Consider the following 25,835-nt stretch of genomic DNA (forward strand, 5'->3'; position numbering starts at 1 on the left):
CCCTTACTCGCAGCCGCACACTTGCGTAAAGGGAAACGGCGATGAGCACTTCGGATGGGGCAAAGGGTCATGCGGCTATCGCGGCAGCATGGACGCAGCTGAAGGCTCTGCCACAGCCCAAGCTCGCCGACCTGTTCGCCGCGGATCCCGATCGGCCCGCCAGCCTGACTCGGCGGATCGCCTGGCCAGTGGAGCCCGGCAGCGCCGGCGAGGCCGGGATGCGGATCGATTTTTCGAAAACCCATCTGAACGATGACGCGCTCACCGCCTTCGAAGCGCTGGCCGAAGCGGCAGGCTTTGATGCGGCGCGTGAGGCGCTGTTTGGCGGCGGGATCATCAACGTCACCGAAGGCCGCGCTGCGACCCACGGCGCGCTGCGCGGCAGCGGCACGCCCGCGCAGGTCGATGAGGCCGAGGCGCTGCTCACCCGCATGAGCCTACTGGTCGAAGCGATCCACGAAGGCGCGCTGGGCGAAATCAAGCATTGCATCGCCATCGGCATCGGCGGATCGGCGCTGGGCCCGGCGCTCGCGATTGATGCGCTGACCCGCGATCTGGCGCTGGTCGATGTGCACGTGGTCTCGAACATTGACGGACTGGCGCTGGAACAGGCGTTCCGGGCCTGCGATCCGGAGACGACTCTGATTGCGGTCGCCTCCAAGACCTTCACCACCATTGAGACCATGACCAATGCCGAAAGCGCGCTGAAGTGGTTGGCCGAAAACGGTGTGGATGATCCGGGCGGCCGGGTGATCGCGCTCACCGCGTCGCCGGAAAAGGCCGTCGAGTGGGGCGTGGACGAAACCCGCGTGCTACCCTTCATCGAGAGCGTGGGAGGGCGCTATTCGCTGTTCTCCTCGATTGGGTTCCCGGTTGCGCTCGCCATCGGCATGGAGGAATTCCGCGCGATGCTGGCGGGCGCCAAGGCGGTGGATGATCACTTCCGCGCGGAGGAAGGTCGGGCCAATGCGCCGCTGCTGGCTGCGTTTGCGGACCAATATTACACCCGCCTGCGCGGTTGCCAGACCCGCGCCGTGTTCGCTTATGACGAGCGGCTCGCGCTGCTGCCCGATTACCTCCAGCAGCTCGAGATGGAATCGAACGGCAAGAGCGTGAAGACCGATGGCTCCCCGGTTGACGGGCCGACGGCAGCGATCACCTGGGGCGGGGTGGGGACCGACGCGCAGCACGCGGTGTTCCAGCTGCTGCATCAGGGCACGCATCTGATCCCGGTCGATTTCCTCGTCAGTATTGGGCCCGGCGACCAGCTTGATCCGGCGCATCACCGTATCCTGCTGATGAACTGTCTCGCACAGGGGGCCGCGCTGATGGCGGGCAAGCCGGCTGATGATCCGGCGCGGGCCTATCCGGGCGACCGGCCCTCGACCACCTTCCTGATCGACGATTGCGATGCGGCTGCATTGGGCGCGCTGATCGCCTTTCACGAACACCGCACCTTTGCCAATGCGGTGCTGATGGGGATCAACCCCTTCGACCAGTTCGGGGTGGAGCTGGGCAAGGCGATCGCGAAGCAAATCGAAAGCGGGGAGGGCGAGTTCGATGCCAGCACGCGAGCTTTGCTGGCAGCAGCGGGGCTGGGGTAAACCCCCACACGATCTGTCGCCCCGTGCTTGACACGGGGTTAGGCTTTTTGCGGCCCCGACTGCACTTGCCAAAGGCAGCCAAGCCCCGTGTCAAGCACGGGGTGACGATGATTAGCGGCCTGGGGGCATCTCGTAATCGTTTGACTTTTGCGCCCCGCGCGCCCACATGGCCTCCATCGAAGCGCGCTAGCCATGCGTGAAGCGGCGGAAATCTGAAAACATCCGCCCCGGCCGCACTTCGGTTCTACCTCCAAGACTTCCCTTTTCACGCGGGCGGTTTCAACCCCCGCGCCGCGCGTGGCGTGCCCGTTGACGATTTGCGTCAGGGGTGGCCCAGCGCGCGTCGCAGATTGTTTGCGAGTTTTTTTCCATATGACTACTTTTGCTGACCTCGGGCTGTCGCAGCCCGTGCTCCAGGCTCTTGACCTCAAGGGCTACACCGTGCCGACCCCGATCCAGGAACAGGCCATCCCCGCCGTGCTGAAGGGCCGCGACCTGCTCGGCATCGCGCAGACCGGCACCGGCAAGACCGCGGCCTTTATGCTCCCCAGCATTGATCGCCTGCGCGAAGCCGACAAGCAGATCCCGTTCAAGTCCTGCCGGATGCTGGTGCTGGCCCCGACCCGCGAGCTCGCGGTGCAGATTGCCGACAGCGCCCGTGATTACGGCGCGCTCGCCGGACTCAAGGTGCAATGCATCGTTGGCGGCACCAGCGTGAGCAAGGATCGCAACAAGCTGCACCGCGGCGCAGACATTCTGGTGGCAACGCCGGGCCGTCTGCTCGATCTGATCGACCAGAAGGCGCTCAACCTTGCCGGTATCGAAATTCTGGTGCTCGACGAAGCCGACCAGATGCTCGACCTCGGCTTCATCCACGCGCTGCGCAAGATCCGCGAACTGGCCCCCAAGGATCGCCAGACGCTGTTCTTCAGCGCGACCATGCCGAAGGCGATCAAGGAGCTGGTGAGCGGCTTCTGCAACAACCCTGTGCAGGTTTCGGTCACGCCGGAAAGCACGACCGCCGAACGCATCGACCAGTACCTCTTCATGGTCCAGCAGGACGAGAAGCTGGCCCTGCTCGAAATGATCCTCAAGGGCCGTCACACCGTGCCCGGTACGGTTGAGCGCGTGCTGATCTTCACCCGTACCAAGCATGGCGCGGACCGGGTGGTGAAGAAGCTGGAACAGGCAGGCATCCCCGCCAACGCGATCCACGGCAATAAGTCGCAGCCGCAGCGCCAGCGCGCGCTCGACGAGTTCCGCAAGGCCCGCGTGCCGGTGCTGATCGCGACCGATGTGGCCGCGCGCGGGATCGACATTCCGGGCGTCAGCCACGTGATCAATTACGAGCTGCCCAACGTGCCTGAGCAATACGTGCACCGTATTGGCCGCACCGCGCGTGCGGGCAAGAGCGGGATCGCGATTGCCTTCTGTGCCGAGGACGAACGCGCATACCTCAAGGATATCCGCAAGGTGACCGGCGCTGAGCTTGACCGTCTTCCGCTGCCGGACAATTTCCGCGCCGTGGTGGAAGGCGAAGGCCCGACCAAGCCGGCCGCTCGCACGCCGATGAAGCGCGTCAGCCCGCGCCCGCTCGGCCAGCGTCCTCAGGGTGACCGCAAGCCGCAAGGTGATCGTCGCCCCGATGGCGAGCGTCGTCCGCAGCAGGGCGAACAGCGCCGCGCAGAGGGTGATCGCAAGCCGCAGGGCGAGCGTCGTCCTGAGGGTGATCGTCGTGCCTTCGGCACTAAGCCCGGCGGCAACGGCGGCGGCCAGCGTCACCCCGGTGGCGGCGGGCGTCCCGCTGGTAACGGCGGCGGCAATGGCGGTGGGAACCGCGGCCGTGGTCGTCCCGGCGGCGGCGGCGGCGGCGGCGGTCGTCCCCGCGCAGCCAGCGTCTAACAATTAGAATAAGAAGGGCGGGAGCGGCAAACTCCCGCCCTTTCCTTATCTGAATCCGGCATTTCACCTTCGCATGGTTGCCGCTCCGCCCCTGTGACGCCATATGCGTGTCCGCGACGATGGGAGCAGCATGATGACGGGCGAATACGACTTTGATCTCTTCACCATCGGCGCAGGTTCGGGCGGGGTACGCGCCAGCCGTGTTGCCGCAGCCCACGGCGCCAAAGTGGCCGTTGCCGAGGAATACCGCGTCGGCGGCACCTGCGTGATCCGTGGGTGCGTCCCCAAGAAGATGCTCGTCTACGGCGCGCATTTCGCCGAGGATCTCGAAGACGCGCAGGCCTTTGGCTGGACCATCCAAGGTAAGAGCTTCGACTGGATCAAGCTGCGTGATAATGTCCAGCAGGATGTGACCCGGCTGGAAGGCCTCTATGGGCAGACCTTGTCGAACCACAACGTCACCATCTTCAACGAACGTGCTACGATCACCGGCGATCACCAGATCACGCTGGCGAGCGGCAAGGTCGTCACTGCCAAGCACATCCTCGTCGCCACCGGCGCGCGCCCGGCTATCCCCGATTTTCCGGGCAACGAGCACGTCATCACCTCGAACGAAGCGTTTCATCTCGACGCCATTCCGCGCCGCATCCTGATTGCGGGGGGCGGCTATATCGCCAACGAGTTTGCTGGGATCTTCAACGAATTCGGCAGCAAGGTGACAATCGCCAATCGCTCGGACACGATCCTGCGCAGCTATGATGCGGCACTGCGGGACCGGCTGCTGCAAATCTCTATGGTGAAGGGCATCGAGTTCTGTTTCCACGCCGAGTTCGAGCAGGTGGAAAAGCAAGATGATGGCACTCTGCTGGTCAAGCTGACGGGCCAGGACCCGCGCGAATTCGATGTCGTGATGGTCGCCACTGGCCGCGTGCCGAATGTCGAAGGCCTCGGGCTGGAGACCATCGGGGTCGAAGTTGGCAGCAAGGGTGAAATCATCGTCGATGCCTTCAGCAAGACCAATGTCGACTATGTTTATGCCGTGGGCGATGTGACCGACCGGGTGCAGTTGACCCCTGTGGCGATCCGCGAAGGGCAGGCGTTTGCTGACTCTGTGTTCGGCGGGGTCGAGCCTTACGCGGTCGATCATTCCTGCGTGCCCAGCGCGGTGTTCAGCCACCCGCCGATCGCCGCCGTCGGCATGACCGAGAGCGAGGCGCGCAATCAGCTCGGCAATATCAAGGTCTTTCAGTCCGACTTCCGGCCGATGAAGAACGTCGTGGCGGGGCGCAACGAACGCAGCCTTTACAAGATGATCGTCGATGCCGCGAATGACCGGATCGTTGGCATTCACATGATCGGCCCTGACGCGCCCGAGATCATGCAAGCGGCCGCGATTGCGGTGAAGGCGGGACTGACCAAGGCAGATTTCGACGCCACAGTCGCGATCCACCCGACGATGGCGGAAGAGCTGGTGCTGTTCAAATAGGCTGCGTGCCGCTGTCGTGCTGCTAAGGTGCGATGACACTCAAACAGGGGAAGCGCAGCATGGCCGATACCATCCTTGTGACCGGCGGCACCGGCTATATCGCGGGCGAGCTCATCGATCAGGCGTTGGCGGCGGGCAAGGCGGTGCACACCACCGTGCGCAATGCCGCCAAAAGCGAACCGCGCCTGCGTGCCCGCTGGCCCGAGGCAGGCGAGCGGTTGCGAGTGTTTCAGGCCGATCTGGAGCATGACGCGGGCTGGGCCGAGGCCTGCGCGGGCTGCGACGGGGTGGCCCATGTCGCCTCGCCTTTCCCGCTCGCGGTGCCGAAACACGCCGATGAGCTGGTGATCCCGGCGCGCGAAGGGGCCTTGCGGGCGCTGCGCTTTGCCCATGCGGCGGGGGCGGGACGCTTCGTCCTGACCAGTTCGGCGGCCGCGATTGCCTATGGCCACGGCCCCGGCAAGGATCGCTTTGACGAGCGGGACTGGACCGTGCTCGAAAATCCGGCCGTGCCGCCTTACCACCGCTCCAAGACCGTGGCCGAAAAAGCCGCGCGCGAATGGGTTGCAGCGAATGCGCCCGCTATGGCGTTCTGCTCAGTCAATCCGGTCGCGGTGCTGGGGCCGGTGGTGAATGACGATCTGTCGACCTCGATCGAGCTGGTGCGCAAGCTGCTGACTGGCGAGATCCCGGCGCTGCCCGCGGTCGGCTTCGGCATTATCGACGTGCGCGATGTGGCCCGCGCCCATCTGCTGGCGCTCGATGCGCCTGCTGAAACCGTGCGCGGCGAGCGCTTTCCGGTGCAGGACCGCTTTGTGTGGATGACCGAGATTGCGCAAGTGCTGCGAAACCGCACGCCTGAGCTTGCGCGCAAGGTGCCGACCCGCAAACTGCCCGACTTCGTCGTCACCCTGCTAGCGCCGATGATGGCCGAGATGAAGCAGGTGAAAGCAGAACTCGGCCGTACCCGCGATGTCTCGGGCGAGCACACGCGGCGCGTGCTGGGCATGGATTTTATCGCTGCCGAAGACAGTATCGAGGCGACCGCGCGCAGTCTGGTCGACCAGGGAATCGTGCGGGTCTAGGCGCCGAGCCGCGCCGGGGCGAACTGCTCGGGCGCGAGGTCTGCGGCGGCGCAATCCGCAGGGAAGGGCAGACCCAGCACCGCGCTTTCGGCAATCCGTGACAGGGCCGGAGCGGTCTGGAAGCCAGCGCCGCCTTGTCCCGCAACCCACACGAAGCCGGGCGCGCCAGCCGCGTGGCCGATCACCGGTAATTCGTCGGGCGCAAAGCTTCTGAGGCCCGCCCAACTATGCGCGATACGGCGAATGGGGAGGGTGGTCGCCTGCTCGACCCGGTCGGCGGCGATGGCGATGTCCAGTTCCTCGGGCGCGGCGTCGCATGGCTGGCTGGGGGTCTGGTCCATCGATGAGGCGAGCAGTTGCCCCGCGCCCTCCGGCAGCAGGTAGAAGCCTTCGCCGACTGTCTTGGTGAAGGGCCACTCCCGCACATCCTCGTCCGGCAATGCGGCGAAGGAGATGACGGTGCGGCGGCGCGGTTCAATGCCGATGAGCGAAACACCCGCAAGGCGCGCAATGTCATCTGCCCATGCTCCGGCAGCGTTGATGAGTAGGGGCGCAGCGTAAGTCTCGCCCGAGGCCTCGACCCGCCAGCTAGCGCCGTCGTGTGCAATCGCGCTGACCCGGGCGCCTGTCACCACCGTGCTGCCGGCCGCGCGCAAGGCGGCCATGTGCGCCTGCAACATCGCGTGCGTATCGAGCTTCAGCGCTCCGTGATCGACCAGCGCGGCCGCGCACGCCTCAGACTTCAGCACCGGCAGCAGCGCGCGCGCTTCGGCGCCGCTGATCCGCGCATAATCGCAGCCAAACTGGCGGTGCGTGTCTTCCAACGCATCGAGCGCTTCCAATTGTGCCGAAGAGGCGATGTGCAATGCCGGATGCCGCGTGCCATGCTCGGCCAGCGCGGGCAGGCTCAGGGCGGTCAGCGTGCGCACCAGCCGCTCGCCCAGCCCGAAATGCGCGACCGCCACGCTGCGGCCCGAGGCGTGGTAGCCCGGCGCGCTTTCGGCCTCAAGCACTACCACCCGCCCATGCGCAGCCAGTCGCGCAGCGCAGCTCAGCCCCGCGATCCCGCCGCCGATCACCAGAAAATCGCACCGCTCCATGATGTCGGTCTCGCCTAATGCGTTGCCCTATGCAACTGTTGTTCGTAAGCCACAGGCAGGGAGGCGGATGCCATGCAGCTTGCAGGAAAGACGGTATTGTTGACGGGCGGCAGCGCCGGGATCGGGCGCGAGATCGCGCTGCAACTCAAGGCCAAGGGCGCGCGGGTAATCCTCACCGGACGCAGCCCCGAACGGCTAGAGGCGATGCGGGACGCGGGGTTCGAGGTGATCGCCGCCGATCTGTCTCATGCTGCCGGGGTCGATGCACTGATCGCACAGTTGGCCGAGACTGAACTCGATGTGCTGATCAACAATGCCGGACAGCTGGTCGATCACGATTTCCGCAAGGCCGCGCCTGATGCCGATGCGGCGGATGCCGGCATTTATGCCAATCTCTCTGCCCCGATCCGGCTGATTACGGCGCTGGTGGAACGCCTACGTGCACGTCCGCAAGCGGCAATCGTCAACGTCACCAGCGGCCTCGCAATTGCCCCGGCAGCGCGCCAGCCGGTCTATTGCGCCACGAAGGCGGGCCTGCGGTTTTACACCCTAGCCCTGCGCGAACAGCTCAAAGAAAGCGCCATTCAGGTGATCGAGGCTCTGCCACCGGTGGTCGACACCCAGATGAATGACGGCAACCCAATGAAGAAGATGCCGCCCGAGGAATGCGCCCGCCAGATCATCGCTGCGATCGAGCAGGACCACGACGAGGCCAATATCGGCATGACCAAGATGCTGCGCACGGTCGAGGCGGTCGCCCCTTGGCTGGCGCGGCGTATGACGCTGCGGTTCTGACCGCCCGCACTTTTGCCACGTTGACGCTTGGGACAGGCTAAGGCAACGCAGCGGCCAAACACGCCACAGAAGGGGATGCCCATTGTCCGCCAATATCGCTGAAATGGAACGCCGCCGCGAAGCCGCCCGCATGGGGGGCGGCCAGAAGCGTATCGACGCCCAGCACGCCAAGGGCAAGCTGACCGCGCGCGAACGGCTCGATGTGCTGCTCGACGAAGGCAGCTTTGAAGAAGTCGATGCCTATGTGGAGCACGACTGCAACGACTTCGGCATGGAAACCCAGCGCATCCCTGGTGACGGGGTGGTGACGGGCAGCGGCACCATCAACGGGCGGCTGGTCTATGTTTTCTCGCAGGACTTCACCGTGTTCGGCGGCTCGCTGTCGAAGCGCCATGCCGAGAAGATCTGCAAGGTGATGGACACCGCGCTCAAGGTCGGCGCGCCGGTGATCGGCCTGAACGATTCGGGCGGTGCGCGCATTCAGGAGGGCGTCGCGAGTCTTGGCGGCTATGCCGAGGTGTTCCAGCGCAATGTGCTTGCATCGGGCGTGGTGCCGCAAATCAGCCTGATCATGGGGCCGTGCGCGGGCGGGGCGGTCTATTCACCGGCGATGACTGACTTCATCTTCATGGTGAAAGATTCGAGCTACATGTTCGTCACCGGCCCCGAGGTGGTGAAGACCGTCACCAACGAGGTCGTGACGCAGGAGGAGCTGGGCGGGGCGATCACCCACACCACCAAGACCAGCGTGGCCGATCTCGCCTACGAGAACGATGTCGAGGCGCTGCTGGCCACCCGCCGGTTCTTCGATTTCCTGCCGCTGTCGAATCGCGACGAAGCCCCGATCCTGCCGACCAGCGACGCCTGGGACCGGATCGACAACAGCCTCGACACGCTGATCCCCGACAACGCCAACCAGCCCTATGACATGCACGAAGTCATCGCCAAGGTGCTGGACGAGGGCGATTTCTTCGAGATCCAGCCGGCGCACGCGGGCAACATCCTGTGCGGTTTCGGCCGCGTGGAAGGCCGCACCGTGGGCGTGGTGGCGAACCAGCCGATGGTGCTGGCGGGTGTGCTCGACATCAATTCCTCGAAGAAGGCGGCGCGCTTCGTGCGGTTCTGCGATGCGTTTGAAATCCCCATCATCACCTTCGTCGACGTCCCCGGCTTCCTCCCCGGCACCGCGCAGGAACTCGGCGGGATCATCAAGCACGGCGCGAAACTGCTGTTCGCCTATGCTGAGGCGACCGTGCCCAAGATCACCGTCATCACCCGCAAGGCATACGGCGGGGCCTATGACGTGATGGCCTCCAAGCACCTGCGTGGCGATTTGAACTACGCTTGGCCCACGGCGGAAATCGCGGTCATGGGTGCCAAGGGCGCGGTGGAGATTATCTTCCGCTCGGACCGCGGGGACGCGGCCAAGATCGCGGAAAAAACCAAGGAATACGAAGACCGCTTCGCCAACCCCTTCGTGGCGGCCCAGCGCGGCTATATCGACGAGGTGATCCACCCGCACTCCACGCGGCGGCGGATTGCTTTGGGGCTAAGGAAGCTGCGGACGAAGCAGTTGGAAAACCCGTGGAAGAAGCACGACAATATTCCGCTGTGAGGCGACGCTTCTAACCTTCGTCACCCTGAACTTGTTTCAGGGTCCATCCCGCCCCAAACTCGAACAGAGCGGGCCGCCGAATGGATGCTGAACCAAGTTCAGCATGACGGCATTTGAGAGAGGAATGAGCCAGTGAAGCTGGGAAGATTGAACCACATCGGGGTCGCCACGCCCTCCATCGCGGACTCGATCGCGTTCTACCGCGACGTCATGGGTGCGACCTCGATCACCGAGCCCTTCGACCTCGAAGAACAGGGCGTGAAGGTCTGCTTCGTCGACACCCCCGGAGCCGATGGCGCGATGAACGGCACGCAGATCGAACTGATCGAGCCGTTGGGGGAAAACTCCACGCTCGCAGGTTTCATCGCCAAGAACCCCTTGGGCGGGCAGCATCACCTGTGCTTCGAGGTGCCCGATATCGCCGAGGCGCGCTCCGAGTTCGAGGCGCTCGGCAAACGCATCCTCGGCCCCACGCGCATCGGCGCGCATGGCACCCCTATCTTTTTCGTCCATCCCAAGGACATGGGCGGCATGCTTACCGAGATCATGGAGACGCCCAAAGAGGGCACGCACTGGTCGAATTGAAAACAACCCCCGCCCCGGACTTGATCCGGGGCCCAGCTTCTTCTCTCACCCACGTTGAAGAAAGCTGGGCCCCGGCTCGGAGGTCGGGGCGGGGAAATCGAGAGGTTTGAGAAGAATGTCCTACGAAACCATCCGCGTCGACCGTGACGGCCCGCTGCTCACCATCACGCTAAACCGCCCCGAGCGGCTCAACGCCATGCCGCCCGCGATGGCGGACGAGTTGGGGCAGGCGTTCTACGATCTGGGTGACGCGCGCGCGGTTTTGATCACCGGCGAGGGCAAGGGCTTTTGCTCAGGCGCGGACCTTTCGGCGCGCGGCTCCGGCTCGGCGCTCGGCGGGAAGGGCGGCAGCCACGAGGCTCTGATCAATCACTATAACCCCGCGATCAGCCAAGTGGTGCGCGCGAGCGTGCCGGTGATCTGCGCGGTCAATGGCCCGGCGGCGGGCGTGGGCTGCTCGTTGGCTCTGGCAGCGGATTTCACCATCGCGGCCAAGAGCGCCTACTTCCTTCAGGCCTTCGTCAACATCGGCCTTGTGCCCGATGGCGGATCGACCTGGCTGCTCGCCCGCGCCATCGGCCGCGCGCGTGCCACGCGGATGATGATGCTGGGCGAGAAGATCAGCGGCACGCAGGCGGAGGAATGGGGCCTCGTCTACAAGTGCGTCGAGGATGCCGACCTGATGACCGAAGCCCGCGCGCTGGCCGAGAAGCTCGCGAACGGCCCGACGGTGGCCTACGCGACGATGAAGCGCAACATCGCCACCGCGCTCGACCAGAACCTGCAAATGGTGCTGCTCGCCGAGGCCGAGGGCCAGCGCATCGCGGGCGCGACCAAGGACGCGATGGAGGGTGGCATGGCCTTCCTCCAGAAGCGGAAAGCCGAATTCAAGGGTCAATAGTCCGAAGGACTATTGACCCGCAGCCCCCGCGCAGGCGAGGGCCCATAGCCGCCCGCGGTGCCAGCTTCCGCTGGCATGACGGATATGCTTAGGGAAGCGACATGACCCAAAAACCCACCCTCTCCGACTGGAACACCCTCGCCGCCAAGGAAGTGAAGGGCCGCGACCTTACCTGGCACACGCCGGAAGGTTTCGCGATCAAGCCGCTGTATACCGAAGAGGATCATGCAGGGTTCGACCCCGGCCTCCCCGGCTTCGCGCCCTTCACCCGGGGCGTGAAGGCGAGCATGTATGCGGGCCGTCCGTGGACGATCCGGCAATATGCGGGCTTCTCGACCGCCGAGGAATCGAACGCCTTTTACCGCCGCAACCTCGCGATGGGGCAGAAGGGCCTGTCGGTCGCCTTCGATCTTGCGACCCACCGGGGCTACGACTCCGATCACCCGCGCGTGGTCGGTGATGTCGGCAAGGCGGGGGTGGCGATCGATACGGTCGCGGATATGCAGATCCTGTTCGACCAGATCCCGCTCGACACCATGTCAGTCTCGATGACGATGAACGGCGCGGTGATCCCGGTGCTCGCCTTTTTCATCGTTGCGGCGGAACGTCAGGGCGTGTCGCAGGACAAGCTTGAGGGCACGATCCAGAACGACATCCTCAAGGAGTTCATGGTCCGCAACACCTATATCTACCCGCCCGAGCCTTCGATGCGGATCATTTCGGACATCATTGCATATACCTCGGCCAATATGCCGAAATTCAACTCAATTTCGATCAGCGGCTACCACATGCACGAGGCCGGCGCGACCGCCGTGCAGGAGCTCGCCTTCACCATCGCTGACGGCAAGGAATACGCCGCCCGAGCGATGGCGGCGGGGCTGGATATTGACGCTTTCGCGGGCCGCCTCAGCTTCTTCTTCGGCATCGGCATGAACTTCTTCATGGAGATCGCCAAACTGCGCGCCGCGCGCACGCTTTGGTACCAAGTGATGGACGATCTGGGGGCGAAGGACGAACGCTCCAAGATGCTGCGCACTCACTGCCAGACGTCGGGCGTGAGCTTGCAGGAGCAGGATCCCTACAACAACGTCATCCGCACCACCGTGGAGGCCATGGCGGCGGTGCTGGGCGGCACGCAGTCGCTCCACACCAATGCGCTTGATGAAGCGATTGCGCTCCCCACCGATTTCTCTGCGCGGATTGCGCGCAACACCCAGCTGGTGCTGCAAGAGGAAAGCGGCATCTGCAACGTCGTCGATCCGCTGGGCGGATCCCACTACATCGAGGCGCTGACCGCAACGCTAGTGGCCGATGCCGAAGCGATGATGGCCGAGGTGGACGCGGCAGGCGGCATGACCGCCTATGTCGCGACCGGCGCGCCCAAGGCCGCAATCGAGCGCGCCGCGGCAGAAAAGCAGACCAAGGTCGATATGGGCGAGACGGTGATCGTCGGCGTCAACAAGTACCGCAAGGACAGCGAAGACCCGATGGATACCCTCGAGGTCGATAATCAGATGGTCCGCACCGGCCAGATCGCCCGCCTCGCCAAGGTGCGCGAAGGGCGGGATGAGGCCGCGTGCCGTGCGGCCCTTGCGGCGCTGACGGCGGGCTGCGCGGATGGCGAGAACGTGCTGGCGCTGGCGGTTGCCGCCGCCCGCCACGATGCGACCTTGGGCGAGATTTCCTCGGCGATGGAAGAGGTCTTCGGCCGCCACGATGCGACGCCTGCGCCGGTCAGCGGGGTCTATGCCAGCGCCTATGAGTTCGACCGCCGCTGGGCGCAGGTGACGGACGGCGTGGAAGCCGTGGGCCGCCGCTTGGGCCGCGCGCCTCGCATCATGATCGCCAAGATGGGCCAGGACGGCCACGATCGCGGCGCGAACGTGATCGCGAGCGCATTCGGTGACATGGGCTTTGAAGTCGTCTCCGGCCCGCTGTTCCAGACGCCCGAGGAATCCGTCGCAATGGCGCTTGAACACGATGTCGACGTGGTGGGCGCGTCGAGCCTTGCAGCTGGCCACAAAACCCTGATCCCCGAACTGATCCGCCTCCTTCGTGAAGCCGGTCGCGGCGACATCAAGGTCACCGCAGGCGGCGTGATCCCGCCGCAGGACTACGACTACCTGCGCGAGGCGGGGGTGCAGGGGATTTACGGCCCCGGCTCCAACGTGGTGGAATGCGCGGCAGATATCCTCGTGCTGCTCGGCCACAACATGCCGCCGCTGGGCGAGGGGCTGGACGAGGCGGCGGAGTGAGTCACTCCCGCAACTTGTCCCATCCTATCGCCCGCCTTGCTGCGCTGACGCTCCTTGCGCTCGGCGCCGGGGCAGTGTCCGCGCAGGAGCCGGAGGTCCGCGTGCCGGTGGTGACGCTGTTCACCATCAGCGACCTTGATGATCCCGCGATGATCCGCGCCGCCAAGCCGGTCGAAGGTTACGAGACCTGGCTGACCCCGGCGGATTTCCCTGCGGATGCTTTTGATCCGACTCGGACCTGGTATGTGCCGCTCTCGATCAAGGTTGCCGCCGATGGTTCGGTGAGCGATTGCATCCCTATCGATCCTGTCAGGCAAGGCGGTGCCCGCGCCTGCGAGGTGATCCGCGAGCGCGGGCGCTTTGTTCACGCCCTCGACGCAGAGGGGCGCCCGCAGAGCGGTAGCAGAGCGATGGGCGCGGTGTTTGAGCTTCGCCAGCCCGGCAAACCTGTCCTCGCATCCCCCGCCCCGCCGCCAATGGGCTATCAGAACACCAAGCCGGTGATCCGCGATGCGGCACTGCTGCAACTGGCGGCGGACCCCCAAAAGTTCATCGAAACCGCCCCCGGCGTCTGGCTCGATATCAACGCCAAGGGCCGCGTCACCCGCTGCCGTATCCGCATCTCCACCGGTACCGACGCCGGCGACGCGGAAGTGTGCAAGCGTATGACCAAGGCGAAATTCGATCCCGCGCGCGATCCGCAGGGCAATAAGGTGCCTGCGGTCGGCGCCTATTTTGCGCTGAAGGTGGCGGCGTGAGGGTGGGGTATGGGCTGGACGAGGAGGGGGCGTAAGGTTCCCCGCACTCCGTTTGCCCTGAGCTAGTCGAAGGGCTGCTTTTCACTTCTCTTGCGGTTACAAGGCGCAGGACAGGGCTTCGACAAACTCAGCCCGAACGGAGTGTTGGTTTGCCTCAGGTCCGCGCCCCGGATGTCCGCATTGCGCTGGTGCTCCTCGCCAGTATGTTCCTTGCCAACTGCGCTCCTGGACAAGAGGGTGAGGCACCGCCTGAAACTTTTGCGACCGCTTCGGCTGCCACTTCGTCTGATGAGACGCAGGATTGTGCCGATATCACGCCCAATTCTGCCTACACCGAGTGCTTCAGGCAACGCGCCCTCGCGGCTCTTGATGACGTTGCGGCTGAGTTGCCGAAAGCCCGGACGCTGGCCGAGGCAGCTGACGCGGAATACAGCCGCTATGCGCCGGATTCGACGAACGCCGATGACAAGATGCCGCTAGCACGCCATCTCGCTATGTCGCATCAGAACTGGACGCGGTATGTCGAGGGTCAATGCGAGCTTGAATCTACGGCTGCGCACGGCGGTAGCGGCACCGACACGTTGCGTCAGAAATGCCGCTTGCGTCTTGCGCGGCTCAGGCTTGAAGAATTGCGCAGCGCCGAGGCGCTGATTGATGGAAACAGGTAGGATAAAGTTGTTGTCTCAGACTCCCCGCACCGACTGGACCCGCGCCGAAATCGCGGCCCTCTTCGACCTGCCTTTCACCGAACTGCTGTTTCAGGCCGCCAGCGTCCACCGCGCCTACCACCCCGCGACCGAAGTGCAGCTGTGCACCCTGCTCAGTATCAAGACCGGCGGGTGTCCGGAGGATTGCGGCTATTGCTCGCAGTCGGTGCACGCCGACAGCGGGGTCGAGGCGACCAAGCTGATGGACGTGCAGGCCGTGCTCCAGCGCGCGGCGCAGGCGAAGGATGCGGGCAGCCAGCGGTTCTGCATGGGCGCGGCGTGGCGCAACCCGAAGGACCGCGACATGCCCGCGATTGTCGAGATCGTGAAGGGCGTGCGCGACATGGGGCTGGAGACCTGCATGACGCTGGGGATGCTCGAACCGCATCAGGCCGAGATGCTGGCCGAGGCGGGCCTCGACTACTACAACCACAATATCGACAGCAGCCCCGAGTATTACGAGCGCGTGATCTCCACCCGCGATTTCCAGTGCCGCCTCGATACGCTGGATCACGTCCGCAAGGCGGGGATCAATGTATGCTCGGGCGGGATCGTCGGCATGGGCGAAACGCGCGATGACCGGGTGGGCTTCGTCCACACCCTCGCCACGCTGCCGCAGCATCCCGAAAGCGTGCCGGTCAATGCGCTGGTGCCGGTGAAGGGCACGGTGCTGGGCAATATGCTTGCCGATACGCCGCTCGCCAAGATCGACGATATCGAGTTCGTGCGCACGGTCGCGGTCGCCCGCATCACCATGCCGCGCTCAATGGTGCGGCTCTCGGCTGGGCGCGAGTCCATGTCCGAAGCCACGCAAGCGCTGTGCTTCCTCGCCGGTGCGAATTCGATCTTCACCGGCGACAAGCTGCTGACCGCGCCCAATGCGGGCGATGACAAGGACGGCGCGCTGTTTGCCAAGCTGGGTCTGACCGCGCTGCAAGGCGAGGAACCGGCGCGGGCGTGTAAGAGCGCGGTGCCGGCGGAGTGATTAACACGCGTCCGTCATCCCAGCGAAAGCTGGGACCCAGAGCGGCAAGTGCGGCTCTTTGCGGCCCTAGGCCCCAGCTTTCGCTGGGGTGACGTGACATGGTGATGCGGTTCAGCTTCTTCGCGATTTCGCTGTTGGCAGCGTCAATGGCCTCGGCCAAGCCCGAGCCAATACCCCTCACCATAGGCGAAACCGTGACTCTGGAAGCCCTCGGGGTTGAGCGCGCGGTCAACATCATCCTGCCGCCCGATTACGCCGCCGAGCCGGAGAAGCGCTGGCCGGTGATCTACCTGCTCGACGGGGCGATGAAGCAGGACCTGATGATGGGCGCGGGCCTGATGCGCTGGGGCGCGCTCTGGGGGCGCAGCAAGGACGCGATCATCGTCGGGATCGAGACCAAGGATCGCCAGCGCGAGCTGCTCCCGCCAACCGGCGACACAGCCGAGCGCAAGCGATGGCCTAGCGCTGGCGAGAGCGCCGCGTTCCGCCAATGGCTGACCGACACCGTTAAGCCGATGATTGAGGCGCGCTATCGCCACGATGGCACCGCGCTTCTGGTCGGCGAGAGCGCTGCGGGGCATTTCGTGGTCGAGACTTGGGCCGAGGCGCCCGCGCTGTTTACCGGCTACGCCGCGATCTCGCCGAGCCTGCAATGGGATAGCGAGGCTCTGAGCCGCCGCGCCTTGGGCGACGCAAAGCGCCCGCCGCTCTACCTCAGTCTCGCGGATGAAAGGGGCGCGACCGAGAGCGGGATGATGCGGCTGCTGGGGGTGCTCCCGACCGAGCAGCCCTATTGCTTCTCCGACCGCCGCAAGCAGTTGCGTCATGCGACCAGCTTGCACGGCTTGCTGCCCGAAGCGCTGCAATATCTGCTCCCGACCGAGGCGGATTGGCTGGAGGAATTCGGCATGGTGCTCAGGTGTGATCGGCGGGGAGGCGCCCTATGACCCGCAATCGTCACCCCAGCGGTTGCGAAGCACAACCGAAGGTTGAACGCTGGGGCCTAGGGCTGCCATGGGCCGCGCGTGCAGCTCTAGGTCCCAGCTTTCGCTGGGATGACGGAGTGCGTACCCCATGACCCTTGGCTTTTCCGTCGACACGCTGCTCCCCAAGGCGCGTGGGGGCGGGCAGCTTCGGATGGGGCTGGTGAAGCTGGAGGAGCACGAGTGGCTTCAACCCACGCCCGATCTGGCAGCGCGGGCCGCTGGCTTTGCCGAATGGCCGCAGGGTGTGCAACTAACGCCCGAAGTCGATGCGCCGGGCCGCGAATTGGCGGCGCTGTTGTGCGTGGATGGTGCGCTCCCCGAAGCGGCGCTGGCCGCCCACGAAGATCTCTGCCTGCTCACCAAACGTGAGGGAGAGGAGGTGTACCGCCTGATCGGTGCAGCGGTCGCATGGCCCTCAGACTGGCACCCCGCCGAAAAAATCGGCCTGCCTTTACGCGCGCTCCACGCGCCGATTGCGGGCTATGAGGAGCAACTCGCGACCGGCGTCGACCGTTTCATGGAGACCCTGCGCCCCGGCCCGATCTACGCCCGCTGCAACTGGTTCATCGCCGCTACGGGCGAGCGCCGCTGGCTTCCCGACCAGCCGCCGCAGGAAGCCTTCGCCCACGTCACGCCGGAGAATGCAGGCGAGACCCTTTTCGTGCGCTCCGAACGCCAGACCCTGCGCCGCCTGCCGCAAACGGGCGCGATCCTGTTCGGCATCGGGATTTATGTGGAGCCGCTCGGCAAGCTGTCCCCCGCCAACATCGCCATGCTCGGCAAGGCGGTGCAGACGTTGGTGAGCGGCGAGGGCGACAGGCGCGGCGCTCCTGCCTATGCCGGGAGCCTGATCGCTTTTGCCGAAGGACAAGCCGCATGACCCTCACGCTGTTGCTCCCACTGCTCGCGCAAGCTGCGCAGCCGTCTGTGCCCGAGTGGAATTGTAAGGACCCGGTCGTGCAGCAGGAAATGAACTGGTGTGCCGGTCAGGACTACGCAGCCGCCGACGCCGAGCTCAACGCGCAGTGGAAAATCACCGCGTCGATCATGAAAGAGCGCGACGCCGGTACCGACGACGATTTCGGCCCGCTCAACCCTGTGACCCCGAGCGAGGATGCGGCGGCCCGGCTGACCTACACGGGCCACTTCCAGACCTTGCTCGAAGCCCAGCGCGCATGGCTCACATATCGCGACGCCAAGTGTCGGCTGGAAGGTTACGCCTTCCTCGGCGGTTCGGCCCAGCCGATGATCGTTTCGGGATGTCTCGCCATGCTCACCCGCCAGCGCACGCAGGAATTGCGCGATCTGACGGAAACCCTCGGCTAAGGGCGCAAATCCGCTAGCTTGCAGGCAGCGCAAACCCTCGGCATAGCCCGATCACAAGATAACGCATCTGCACGAGAGGTTGTCCGCCTTGTTCTCCAAAATTCTGATTGCCAACCGCGGCGAAATTGCCTGCCGGGTCATCACCACCGCCCGCAAGATGGGGATCAAGACCGTCGCGGTCTATTCCGATGCTGACGCCCGCGCGCCGTTTGTGGCGATGGCGGACGAGGCGGTGCATATCGGCCCGTCGCCTGCGGCGGAAAGCTACCTGATCGCCGACAAGATCATCGCCGCCTGCAAGCAGACGGGCGCCGAGGCCGTCCACCCCGGCTATGGATTTCTGTCGGAACGCACCAGTTTCGCCGAGGCGCTGGCCAAGGAAAACATCGCCTTCATCGGCCCGCCGGTGAACGCCATTGCCGCGATGGGCGACAAGATTGAATCCAAGAAACTCGCCATGCAGGCAGGGGTCAATGTCGTCCCCGGCTTCGTCGGCGAGATTGACGATACCGAGCACGCAGTGCGGATCTCGAACGAGATCGGCTATCCGGTGATGATGAAGGCAAGCGCGGGCGGCGGGGGCAAGGGGATGCGCCTTGCCTATTCCGAAGCCGACGTGCGCGAGGGCTTTGAAAGCGTGAAGCGCGAAGGTCTGAACTCCTTCGGCGATGACCGCGTGTTCATCGAGAAGTTCATCCTCAACCCGCGCCACATCGAAATCCAGATCCTCGGCGATCAGCACGGCAATATCCTATACCTCAATGAGCGCGAGTGCTCGATCCAGCGCCGCCACCAGAAGGTGGTCGAGGAAGCGCCGTCGCCCTTCGTCACGCCCAAGATGCGCAAGGCAATGGGCGAGCAATGCGTCGCCCTGAGCCGCGCGGTGGGGTACTATTCGGCAGGCACAGTCGAGCTGATCGTGAGCGGCGCAGACCCGACGGGGGAGAGCTTCTACTTCCTCGAAATGAACACCCGCCTGCAGGTCGAACACCCCGTCACCGAAGCGATCACCGGTATCGATCTGGTCGAACAGATGATCCGCGTGGCAGCGGGCGAGAAGCTGGCGATGACGCAGGACGATATCGGGATCGACGGCTGGGCGATCGAAAACCGCGTCTATGCCGAAGATCCCTATCGCGGCTTCCTGCCCAGCACCGGGCGGTTGGTGCAGTATTCGCCTCCGCTGGCGGGCTGGCAGGAGGATGAGACGGTTGGCGGCAAGGCGCGTCGCGGGGTGGCGCGTGGCACTGGCTCCGTGCGCGTCGATGACGGTGTTTACGAAGGCGGCGAGGTTTCACGCTTCTACGATCCGATGATCGCCAAGCTGATCACCTGGGCACCGACCCGCGACGAGGCGGCCGACCTCCAGATCGAGGCGCTCGACAATTTCCGCATCAAAGGCCTCGGCCACAATGTCGATTTCCTCTCGGCGATCATGCAGCACCCGCGATTCCGCTCCGGCGAATTGACCACCGGCTTCATCGCCGAGGAATATCCCGATGGGTTCCACGGCGCAGCCACCAGTGACGAGCTGAACCGCCTGCTCGCCGCGGTCTGCGCGGGCAATGAGTTCACTCTGCAAAGCCGCGCGCGGCGCATCTCCGGCCAGCTGGACGGCGATGACGGGCGCCCCGGCGTCCAGCGCGTCGCGAGCGAATGGCTGGTGAAGCTGGGCGACCAGCGCTTTGACGTCATCCTTGGCGATGGCCATGCGATGGTGGACGGTGTGCGGGTGGAAGGCACCTGCGACTGGATGCCCGGCATGGTGCAGGCGACCGCGACCGATGGACTCGGTAACAGCTTTGGCCTGATCGTTGAGCGGATTGGCAATCACTGGAAGGTGACCACCCGCGGGGCTGCGCACACCGCGCTGGTGCTGCCGCTCAGGCTGGCGCGGCACGAATCGCTGATGCTCGAAAAGGTCCCGCCGGATCTGTCGCGCCTGCTGATCTGCCCGATGCCGGGGATGCTGGTGAAGCTCCACGTGGCCGAGGGTGAGACCGTGCAGCTGGGCCAGCCGCTTGCGACGGTGGAGGCGATGAAGATGGAAAACATCCTGCGCGCCGAGAAGGAAGGCGTGATCGCCAAGATCAATGCAGCGGAAGGCGAGAGCCTCGCGGTGGACGCGGTAATTCTGGAGTTGGAGTAACGCTCCCGATGCTCGAAGCTTTGGCCTTGAACATGGCAGAGCCGGTGGAACCTGCGATGATCGCGGGCCTGCCCACTCATGACGTGACGCTGACACATCACGGCGAGACGCAGACCTGCACTGGGCCGCTGCTTGCCGACGTGATGGCAAGGCTTGGCGCGCCGTCTGGCAGTGCCATGCGCGGCCCTGCGCTGCTGATGGCCGTGGTGATCGAAGCGCGGGACGGTTACCGGGTTGCCTTCACCCTCGGCGAACTCGATCCGTTGCTGGGCAAGGCCGAGGTGGTGCTGGCGGATCGGTGCAACGGCGTGATGCTGGACGCGGAGGACGGCCCGTTCCGACTGGCCGTTGAAGGGGATACACGCGGCGCAAGGTCGGTGCGGCAGGTTGTGAGCTTGCAGCTTGCTGCTGTGCCCTAGGCCAAGTTACGCCGATCAGACCAGAGTCAGATGCAGGCACTGGTTAAAGTCGGTGAGCACATAGTCGCCAAACGCCGCGCCATTCACAAACCCTCGCTTGCGGTAAAGCGCCAGCGCCGGATCAAACGCCGGGCCGCCGCCGGTTTCAAGGCTGAGCCGGGTGATCGCTTGGCTGCGGGCGTGGTCGATGATCGCCTCCAGCAGCTGTGCTGCGATCCCGCGGCGCAAGAAATCGGGGTGGGTGCGCATTGATTTGAGCTCGGCCTGACCGCCGCCCAAAAGCTTGAGCGCGCCGATTGCTGCCACCCGATCATCCACCCGCACAGCCCACACCGACACCACCGGATCGGCCAACCCCGACAGGTCGAGCGCAAAGCTGAGCCCAGGGGGTGAGCCCGCCTGCATCGCCTGCTGGTGAAAAGCGATTAGCGCCTGCACATCCGCATCGCCAAGATCGGCGAGCGCGATGATCATACGGCCAGTTCGCCGTCCAGAAACGCGGCGATATCAGCTAGGTCGACGTCGCGCGCCACATAGGCCTCGCCTAGCGCGCGCAGCAGGAGGAAGGGCAGGGTGGCGGCCTCCGCCTTTTTGTCATGGCGCATGTGATCGACAAGCGCGGCGCCGTCACAGGTGAGGCCTAGCGCGGATAGGCTGGCGGGCAGGCCGGACGCTGCGATGGCGCGCGCAGCCCGCTCGGCATCATCCACTGAAATCTCGTCCCGCCGCGCCGAATAACGCGCCGCCAGCACCATGCCTAAAGCCACCGCCTCACCGTGGAGCAGCCGTTGTGAAAAGCCAGTCTCCGCTTCCAGCGCATGGCCGAAGGTGTGGCCGAGATTGAGCAGCGCGCGGCGATCCTCCGTCTCGCGCTCATCTTCGGCAACGATCCGCGCTTTCATGGCGATGCTGGTGGCAATCGCATGCTCGAGCGCCACTGGATCGCGCGCCAACACTTTGGTGCCATTGGCCTCCAGCCAAGCAAAAAACGCCGCATCGCCGAGCAAGCCGTACTTTAGCACCTCGGCATACCCGGCACGCATTTCGCGATCCGGCAGAGTGGCGAGCACCAGCGGGTCGATCAGCACAAGGCTTGGCTGGTGGAAGGCACCGATCAGGTTCTTGCCTGCTGCAGTGTTGATCGCGGTCTTTCCCCCGACCGACGAATCGACCTGCGCCAGCAAGGTCGTCGGCAATTGCACGAAGCCGCAGCCGCGCTTGGTAATCGCGCAGGCAAAGCCAACCAGATCACCCACCACTCCGCCGCCGAGCGCGAAAACGTGATCCTTGCGGGTGACACCCATCGCCAGCAGCCAATCGCACAGCTTCTCGAGCACGCCCCAGGTCTTGGCATCTTCGCCTGGTTCTACCACAAACCATTCGGCCGCCAGCCCGTGTGCGGCCAGATTGGCGGCGACACTCTCGCCATAAAGCCGTTGCGTGTTTGTATCGGCCACGAATGGTACGCGGCGCGCAGCCCCGTAACCCTTCAGGAACGGCGCAGCCGCCTCGGCAAGACGCCCAAGCAGACCTTCCTCAATCACCACATCATACTCGCGCCCGGCCAGCGCGACGGGAATTACAGCCATTGGTCAATCGCCTCGATGATCGCGCGTGCGGTGTCGGCATGGGGGCCGGTTTCGCTGACGACGCGGATATGGGCTTGCCCATAGAAAGGCGCGCGCTCCTGCGCCAGCCGGGTGAGAATGTCGCGCGGATCGCCGCTTTTCAGCAGTGGCCGGTTCCCGCGCCGCGCGGTGCGTTCGACCAGCGTGTCGATGTCGCAATCGATCCACACCGCGATCCCGCGCTCTAGCACCAGCGCCCGGGTGGCGGGATCGACAAAGGCTCCGCCGCCGGTCGCGATGACGCCGTGGGATTCGTCCATCAGCCGAGCGATCACGCGCCGTTCGCCATCGCGGAAATAGGCCTCGCCGAAGGTTTCGAAGATTTCGGGAATCGAGCGCTGGGCAGCTTCGACGATGGCTTCGTCGGCATCGACGAAATCGCGCTGCAAAAGGCTGGCAAGCTTGCGCCCGACGGTTGATTTGCCCACGCCCATCAGCCCCACCAGCACCACGGGCCGCGTAATGCGCGCAGCAATCGCGGCAAGCGGGGCAGGATCGTTGAGAGGCGGCGCAGCGGACATTGCCGCAGGGCCTATAGATGGGCTAGGGCACGCGCAATATGCGAAACTCTCGCCCCTCGCGTCTCTCACCGACTGGCCTTCAGGAGGCACCCGCTCCGAGTGTTCCGGCGGGGCGGCGCTGGATAGTGATTGCGGGCCTCGTGGTGGCCGCTTTGCTGGCGCTCGCGTGGTTCGATGGGGGCGAGGAACCGCTGCATCCCATCGCCGATGATGTGGCGCTGCCGGAGCCGTCGCAATGAGTGGCAAGCGTTACGGGGCCAGCGTGCTGGCTATCGCGCTGGCAGGTGTGCTGGGCGGAGCGGGGCTGGCCGGTTTCGCTGGCGCTCAGGGGAAACCCGAATCGCTGCTGCCGCCGGGGTTTGACGATCCCGCACCCGCGCCGTCTCCGCGTCCCAGCCCCGCTCCTGCACCGCAGACCGGCAATGCGCCTCCCCCTGTCTCCCAGCCCGGTACAGCGCCGGTGCCCGGCGTGCCGGTCGATCCGTCGACCCTGCCGCCGATGCCGAGCATCACGCGCGGTGATCTTTCCCGCCTGCCAAGCCTTGAGGCACTGGAAAACATGTCGACCGAGGAGCTGGACCGGCTGCTCGGATTGAAGCCCAAGTCCGATATTCCCGCTGGTGCGCGGCGCGCTCTGACGCGGATCGGCGTGCTGGCGACCGACGAGGGCGGGTTGCCGCCGTCTGCGCTCGCGAATCAGCCGGACAAGCTGGTGCGCGCGGTTCTGGCAGGCACCCGCGGGCCAATGGTGTCGCGCTGGGGACACATCCTCATGCGCCGCGCACTCGCGAGCCGTTTGGCTGCGCCGCTTGGCATGGACCCGATCGAGTTTGCAGCGCTGCGCGTCGGCGTGCTCAATGGGATGGGCGAATATGCACTCGCCCGCGCAGTGGTGCAGGATGTCGACAGCGCCGACTGGTCCCCCAGCCTGACGCAGGAAGCACTCAACGCCTATCTCGGGAGCGGCGACATCACCGGCGCGTGTCCAGCGGTGCGGCTGCAAGGCTCCGCGCGTGAAGATGGCGAGTGGCAAATGTGGCAGGCGATCTGCAACGCCTATGCCGGGGAAAGCGCGCTGGCGGCGTCGCAGCTTGATCGCGCGTTGTTCCGGGGCGTGGCGCCGCGGATCGACGTGCTGTTGGCGCGCCGGTTTGCGGGCGCAGCCGGGCGCGGGCAGCGCGGTGTTCAGATCGAATGGAACGGGGTGGAGGACCTCAACCCGTGGCGCTTCGGCCTTGCGACCGCGCTTGGTGAGCCCCTGCCCGATGGCCTGCTGGATGGCGCGATGAAGGACAAGGGCGGGGCTTATTACGCCCGCGCGGGCGCGCTACTGCCGATGCTGCCAGCGACCCAGCGCGCCACTTTTGCCGGGCGGGCCGCGCGCGAGGGGATCATGTCGGCCGATGCGATGGTCGATCTCTATTCCGAAGTTTACGCCGATCCGGCTGCCAGCGGCGATCCGCAGACCCATGCGGCCACGTTGCGCGAAGCCTATCTTGCGGCAGACCCCGGCGCCCGCATTGCCGCGATGGAGCGGCTTTGGGCCGCAGGCGCCGCGCTTGGCGGCGGGGACGGGTACGGCGCGCGGGTTCTGACCGCCTATGCCGCCGCGCGCATTCCCGCCGATGCTGCCCATGCCGATACTGCGGGCGAGCTGATCGCGGCGATGCTGGCCGCCGGGCTTGATGGCAATGCGGTGCGCTGGTCCAACGTGGTCGACGAAGGCTCGCTCGGCTGGGCGCTCATCGCGCTTGCCAATCCGCGCGGGGGTGAAGTTGGTCAAGGCGCGGTTGAGAGCTTCACCAGCAGCGACGACAGCGACGGCGCGCGCAAGTCTGCCTTCCTCGTAGCCGGGCTCGCCGGAACCGGACGGTTGAGCGAAGGCGATGCCAATGCGCTGGCGGGTGACCTCGATTTCGATCTGGCGCGTGAAACCCGCTGGAGCCGCGCCATCGCGCGCGCGGCCGAGGTCGGCAATCCGACGCTGGTGGTGTTCCTTGCTGGGCTAGGGATGCAGGGGACAAGCTGGCAGCAAATGACGCCCCTGCACCTCTATCACATCACCGCCGCGCTGACCCGTGTGGGGATGCAGGCCGAGGCCCGGATGATCGCTGCCGAGGCTGTGGCGCGGGGCTGATGTCCGCCGGTACCGATGCGTTTCTTGCAATGCTGGCTGCTGAACGGGGCGCTGCGGCGAATACGCTGGCCGCGTATCGCCGTGACTTGAACCAAGCCGAAGACGCCATCGGCGATCTGGTCGCCGCCCCGCGCGATGCGGTTGCCAGCTTGGCCGGTGCATGGGCGAGCCTTGCGCCCTCAAGTGTCGCGCGCAAGGCTTCGGCATTGCGGCAGTTTTTCGGTTTTGCCATCGACGAAGGCTGGCGCAGCGACGATCCCTCGGGTGCCTTGCCGCGCCCGCGCGCGCGCCGTCCATTGCCCAAGGTGCTTGGCCATGACCAGATCACCGCGCTGTTTTCCCGCGCCGAGGAGGAAGCATCGGGCGATGATCCCAAGGCCGTACGGCTGCTAGCGTTAATCGAATTGCTGTACGGTTCAGGCCTGCGCGCGAGCGAATTGGTGACGCTCCCGCTCCACGCTGTCCCGCGCGATGCACCGTTCCTGACTGTGACGGGGAAGGGCGGGACGACGCGGCTGGTGCCGGTCGGTGGGCGGGCGCTGGAGGCACTGGCCCGCTGGCTGGCGCTGCGCCCGCAGGTGGTTCCCCAGTCTCGCTACCTGTTCCCATCCGGCGGGGGCAAACCGCTGAGCCGGGTGCGCTTGTTCCAGCTGCTCAAGGCACTGGCTGCCCGTGCAGGGCTCGACCCTGCCACCATCAGCCCGCACGTGCTGCGCCATGCTTTTGCCACCCACCTGCTGGAAGGCGGCGCGGACCTGCGCGTGCTGCAAACCCTGCTCGGCCATGCGGACATTTCCACCACCCAGATCTACACCCATGTCGATGCCGCCCGGCTTGTTGCGCTCGTCAATTCCCGCCACCCGCTTGCAACCCGCTCAACATCCGACTAGC

General features: G+C 65.4%; 23 protein-coding genes. 19 read left to right on the forward strand and 4 right to left on the reverse strand.

Annotation, left to right across the window (positions count from 1 at the left end; genetic code table 11):
- Window positions 1-41 precede the first annotated feature (41 nt).
- From pgi to GRI59_RS08410, 4 genes are all read left to right on the forward strand, one after another.
- A complete protein-coding gene (gene pgi / locus GRI59_RS08395) occupies window positions 42-1,604 on the forward strand; it encodes a glucose-6-phosphate isomerase (protein ID WP_160760764.1) in 1,563 nt (520 codons plus the stop codon).
- A gap of 372 nt (window positions 1,605-1,976) precedes the next feature.
- Window positions 1,977-3,506, forward strand: a complete 1,530-nt coding sequence (locus GRI59_RS08400; RefSeq protein ID WP_160760765.1) for a DEAD/DEAH box helicase — start codon at window positions 1,977-1,979, stop codon at window positions 3,504-3,506.
- Between the two features lie 103 nt (window positions 3,507-3,609).
- The gene (gene gorA / locus GRI59_RS08405; RefSeq protein WP_237440749.1) at window positions 3,610-4,992 is read left to right on the forward strand and encodes a glutathione-disulfide reductase; all 1,383 of its coding nucleotides are present in this window, start codon (window positions 3,610-3,612) and stop codon (window positions 4,990-4,992) included.
- Between the two features lie 59 nt (window positions 4,993-5,051).
- Window positions 5,052-6,077: an NAD-dependent epimerase/dehydratase family protein gene (locus GRI59_RS08410; protein ID WP_160760766.1), complete on the forward strand. Its 1,026-nt coding sequence runs from the start codon at window positions 5,052-5,054 to the stop codon at window positions 6,075-6,077.
- Here GRI59_RS08410 and GRI59_RS08415 read toward each other — a convergent pair.
- The gene (locus tag GRI59_RS08415; protein WP_202390943.1) at window positions 6,074-7,177 is read right to left on the reverse strand and encodes an NAD(P)/FAD-dependent oxidoreductase; all 1,104 of its coding nucleotides are present in this window, start codon (window positions 7,175-7,177) and stop codon (window positions 6,074-6,076) included. The two genes, GRI59_RS08410 and GRI59_RS08415, sit on opposite strands and share 4 nt — an antisense overlap.
- Window positions 7,178-7,249: 72 nt before the next feature.
- On the opposite strand from GRI59_RS08415, the gene GRI59_RS08420 reads away from it, so the two are divergent.
- From GRI59_RS08420 to GRI59_RS08480, 13 genes are all read left to right on the forward strand, one after another.
- The gene (locus tag GRI59_RS08420; RefSeq protein ID WP_160760767.1) at window positions 7,250-7,972 is read left to right on the forward strand and encodes an SDR family oxidoreductase; all 723 of its coding nucleotides are present in this window, start codon (window positions 7,250-7,252) and stop codon (window positions 7,970-7,972) included.
- Window positions 7,973-8,054: 82 nt separating this feature from the next.
- On the forward strand, window positions 8,055-9,587 hold the full coding sequence (locus tag GRI59_RS08425; protein ID WP_160760768.1) for an acyl-CoA carboxylase subunit beta: 1,533 nt from the start codon (window positions 8,055-8,057) through the stop codon (window positions 9,585-9,587).
- A gap of 132 nt (window positions 9,588-9,719) precedes the next feature.
- Complete coding sequence (gene mce, locus GRI59_RS08430; RefSeq protein ID WP_160760769.1) at window positions 9,720-10,172, forward strand: methylmalonyl-CoA epimerase; 453 nt, start codon at window positions 9,720-9,722, stop codon at window positions 10,170-10,172.
- Window positions 10,173-10,287: 115 nt separating this feature from the next.
- Window positions 10,288-11,073: an enoyl-CoA hydratase-related protein gene (locus GRI59_RS08435; RefSeq protein ID WP_160760770.1), complete on the forward strand. Its 786-nt coding sequence runs from the start codon at window positions 10,288-10,290 to the stop codon at window positions 11,071-11,073.
- Window positions 11,074-11,174: 101 nt separating this feature from the next.
- On the forward strand, window positions 11,175-13,328 hold the full coding sequence (scpA, locus tag GRI59_RS08440; protein ID WP_160760771.1) for a methylmalonyl-CoA mutase: 2,154 nt from the start codon (window positions 11,175-11,177) through the stop codon (window positions 13,326-13,328).
- Window positions 13,329-13,342: 14 nt separating this feature from the next.
- Entirely contained in the window at window positions 13,343-14,086 is a 744-nt protein-coding gene (locus GRI59_RS08445; RefSeq protein ID WP_160760772.1) for an energy transducer TonB family protein, read from the forward strand.
- A 149-nt stretch (window positions 14,087-14,235) separates the two neighbouring features.
- Window positions 14,236-14,754: a lysozyme inhibitor LprI family protein gene (locus GRI59_RS08450; protein ID WP_160760773.1), complete on the forward strand. Its 519-nt coding sequence runs from the start codon at window positions 14,236-14,238 to the stop codon at window positions 14,752-14,754.
- Window positions 14,755-14,764: 10 nt separating this feature from the next.
- Complete coding sequence (gene bioB, locus GRI59_RS08455; protein ID WP_419866798.1) at window positions 14,765-15,778, forward strand: biotin synthase BioB; 1,014 nt, start codon at window positions 14,765-14,767, stop codon at window positions 15,776-15,778.
- A gap of 98 nt (window positions 15,779-15,876) precedes the next feature.
- Complete coding sequence (locus tag GRI59_RS08460) at window positions 15,877-16,725, forward strand: alpha/beta hydrolase (RefSeq protein WP_237440750.1); 849 nt, start codon at window positions 15,877-15,879, stop codon at window positions 16,723-16,725.
- 127 nt (window positions 16,726-16,852) lie between these two features.
- Window positions 16,853-17,644 (forward strand): heme-dependent oxidative N-demethylase family protein, encoded by a 792-nt coding sequence (locus tag GRI59_RS08465; RefSeq protein WP_160760775.1) that lies wholly within the window; start codon window positions 16,853-16,855, stop codon window positions 17,642-17,644.
- The gene (locus tag GRI59_RS08470) at window positions 17,641-18,090 is read left to right on the forward strand and encodes a lysozyme inhibitor LprI family protein (protein WP_160760776.1); all 450 of its coding nucleotides are present in this window, start codon (window positions 17,641-17,643) and stop codon (window positions 18,088-18,090) included. Before GRI59_RS08465 ends, GRI59_RS08470 begins: the two co-directional genes overlap by 4 nt.
- An 88-nt stretch (window positions 18,091-18,178) precedes the next feature.
- Window positions 18,179-20,239, forward strand: coding sequence for an acetyl-CoA carboxylase biotin carboxylase subunit (locus GRI59_RS08475; protein ID WP_160760777.1), 2,061 nt, complete (start codon window positions 18,179-18,181; stop codon window positions 20,237-20,239).
- Between the two features lie 8 nt (window positions 20,240-20,247).
- Window positions 20,248-20,658, forward strand: a complete 411-nt coding sequence (locus tag GRI59_RS08480; protein ID WP_160760778.1) for a molybdopterin-binding oxidoreductase — start codon at window positions 20,248-20,250, stop codon at window positions 20,656-20,658.
- A 15-nt stretch (window positions 20,659-20,673) separates the two neighbouring features.
- Here the strand turns inward: GRI59_RS08480 and GRI59_RS08485 are convergent, their stop codons facing one another.
- The 3 genes from GRI59_RS08485 to GRI59_RS08495 are packed head-to-tail and all read right to left on the reverse strand — an operon-like array spanning window position 20,674 to window position 22,807.
- The gene (locus GRI59_RS08485) at window positions 20,674-21,132 is read right to left on the reverse strand and encodes a GNAT family N-acetyltransferase (protein WP_160760779.1); all 459 of its coding nucleotides are present in this window, start codon (window positions 21,130-21,132) and stop codon (window positions 20,674-20,676) included.
- Window positions 21,129-22,247, reverse strand: coding sequence for a 3-dehydroquinate synthase (aroB, locus tag GRI59_RS08490; RefSeq protein WP_160760780.1), 1,119 nt, complete (start codon window positions 22,245-22,247; stop codon window positions 21,129-21,131). The genes GRI59_RS08485 and aroB overlap by 4 nt, the downstream gene beginning before the upstream one ends.
- Window positions 22,238-22,807 carry a shikimate kinase gene (locus GRI59_RS08495; protein WP_160760781.1) on the reverse strand — a complete coding sequence of 190 codons (570 nt, stop codon included), beginning with the start codon at window positions 22,805-22,807 and terminating at the stop codon, window positions 22,238-22,240. Before GRI59_RS08495 ends, aroB begins: the two co-directional genes overlap by 10 nt.
- A gap of 235 nt (window positions 22,808-23,042) precedes the next feature.
- On the opposite strand from GRI59_RS08495, the gene GRI59_RS08500 reads away from it, so the two are divergent.
- On the forward strand, window positions 23,043-24,944 hold the full coding sequence (locus GRI59_RS08500; RefSeq protein ID WP_160760782.1) for a hypothetical protein: 1,902 nt from the start codon (window positions 23,043-23,045) through the stop codon (window positions 24,942-24,944).
- Window positions 24,944-25,834, forward strand: a complete 891-nt coding sequence (locus tag GRI59_RS08505; protein ID WP_160760783.1) for a tyrosine recombinase — start codon at window positions 24,944-24,946, stop codon at window positions 25,832-25,834. Before GRI59_RS08500 ends, GRI59_RS08505 begins: the two co-directional genes overlap by 1 nt.
- Window position 25,835: the final 1 nt, after the last annotated feature.

It is taken from the genome of Erythrobacter ramosus, assembly GCF_009828055.1.
GTDB lineage: Bacteria > Pseudomonadota > Alphaproteobacteria > Sphingomonadales > Sphingomonadaceae > Erythrobacter > Erythrobacter ramosus.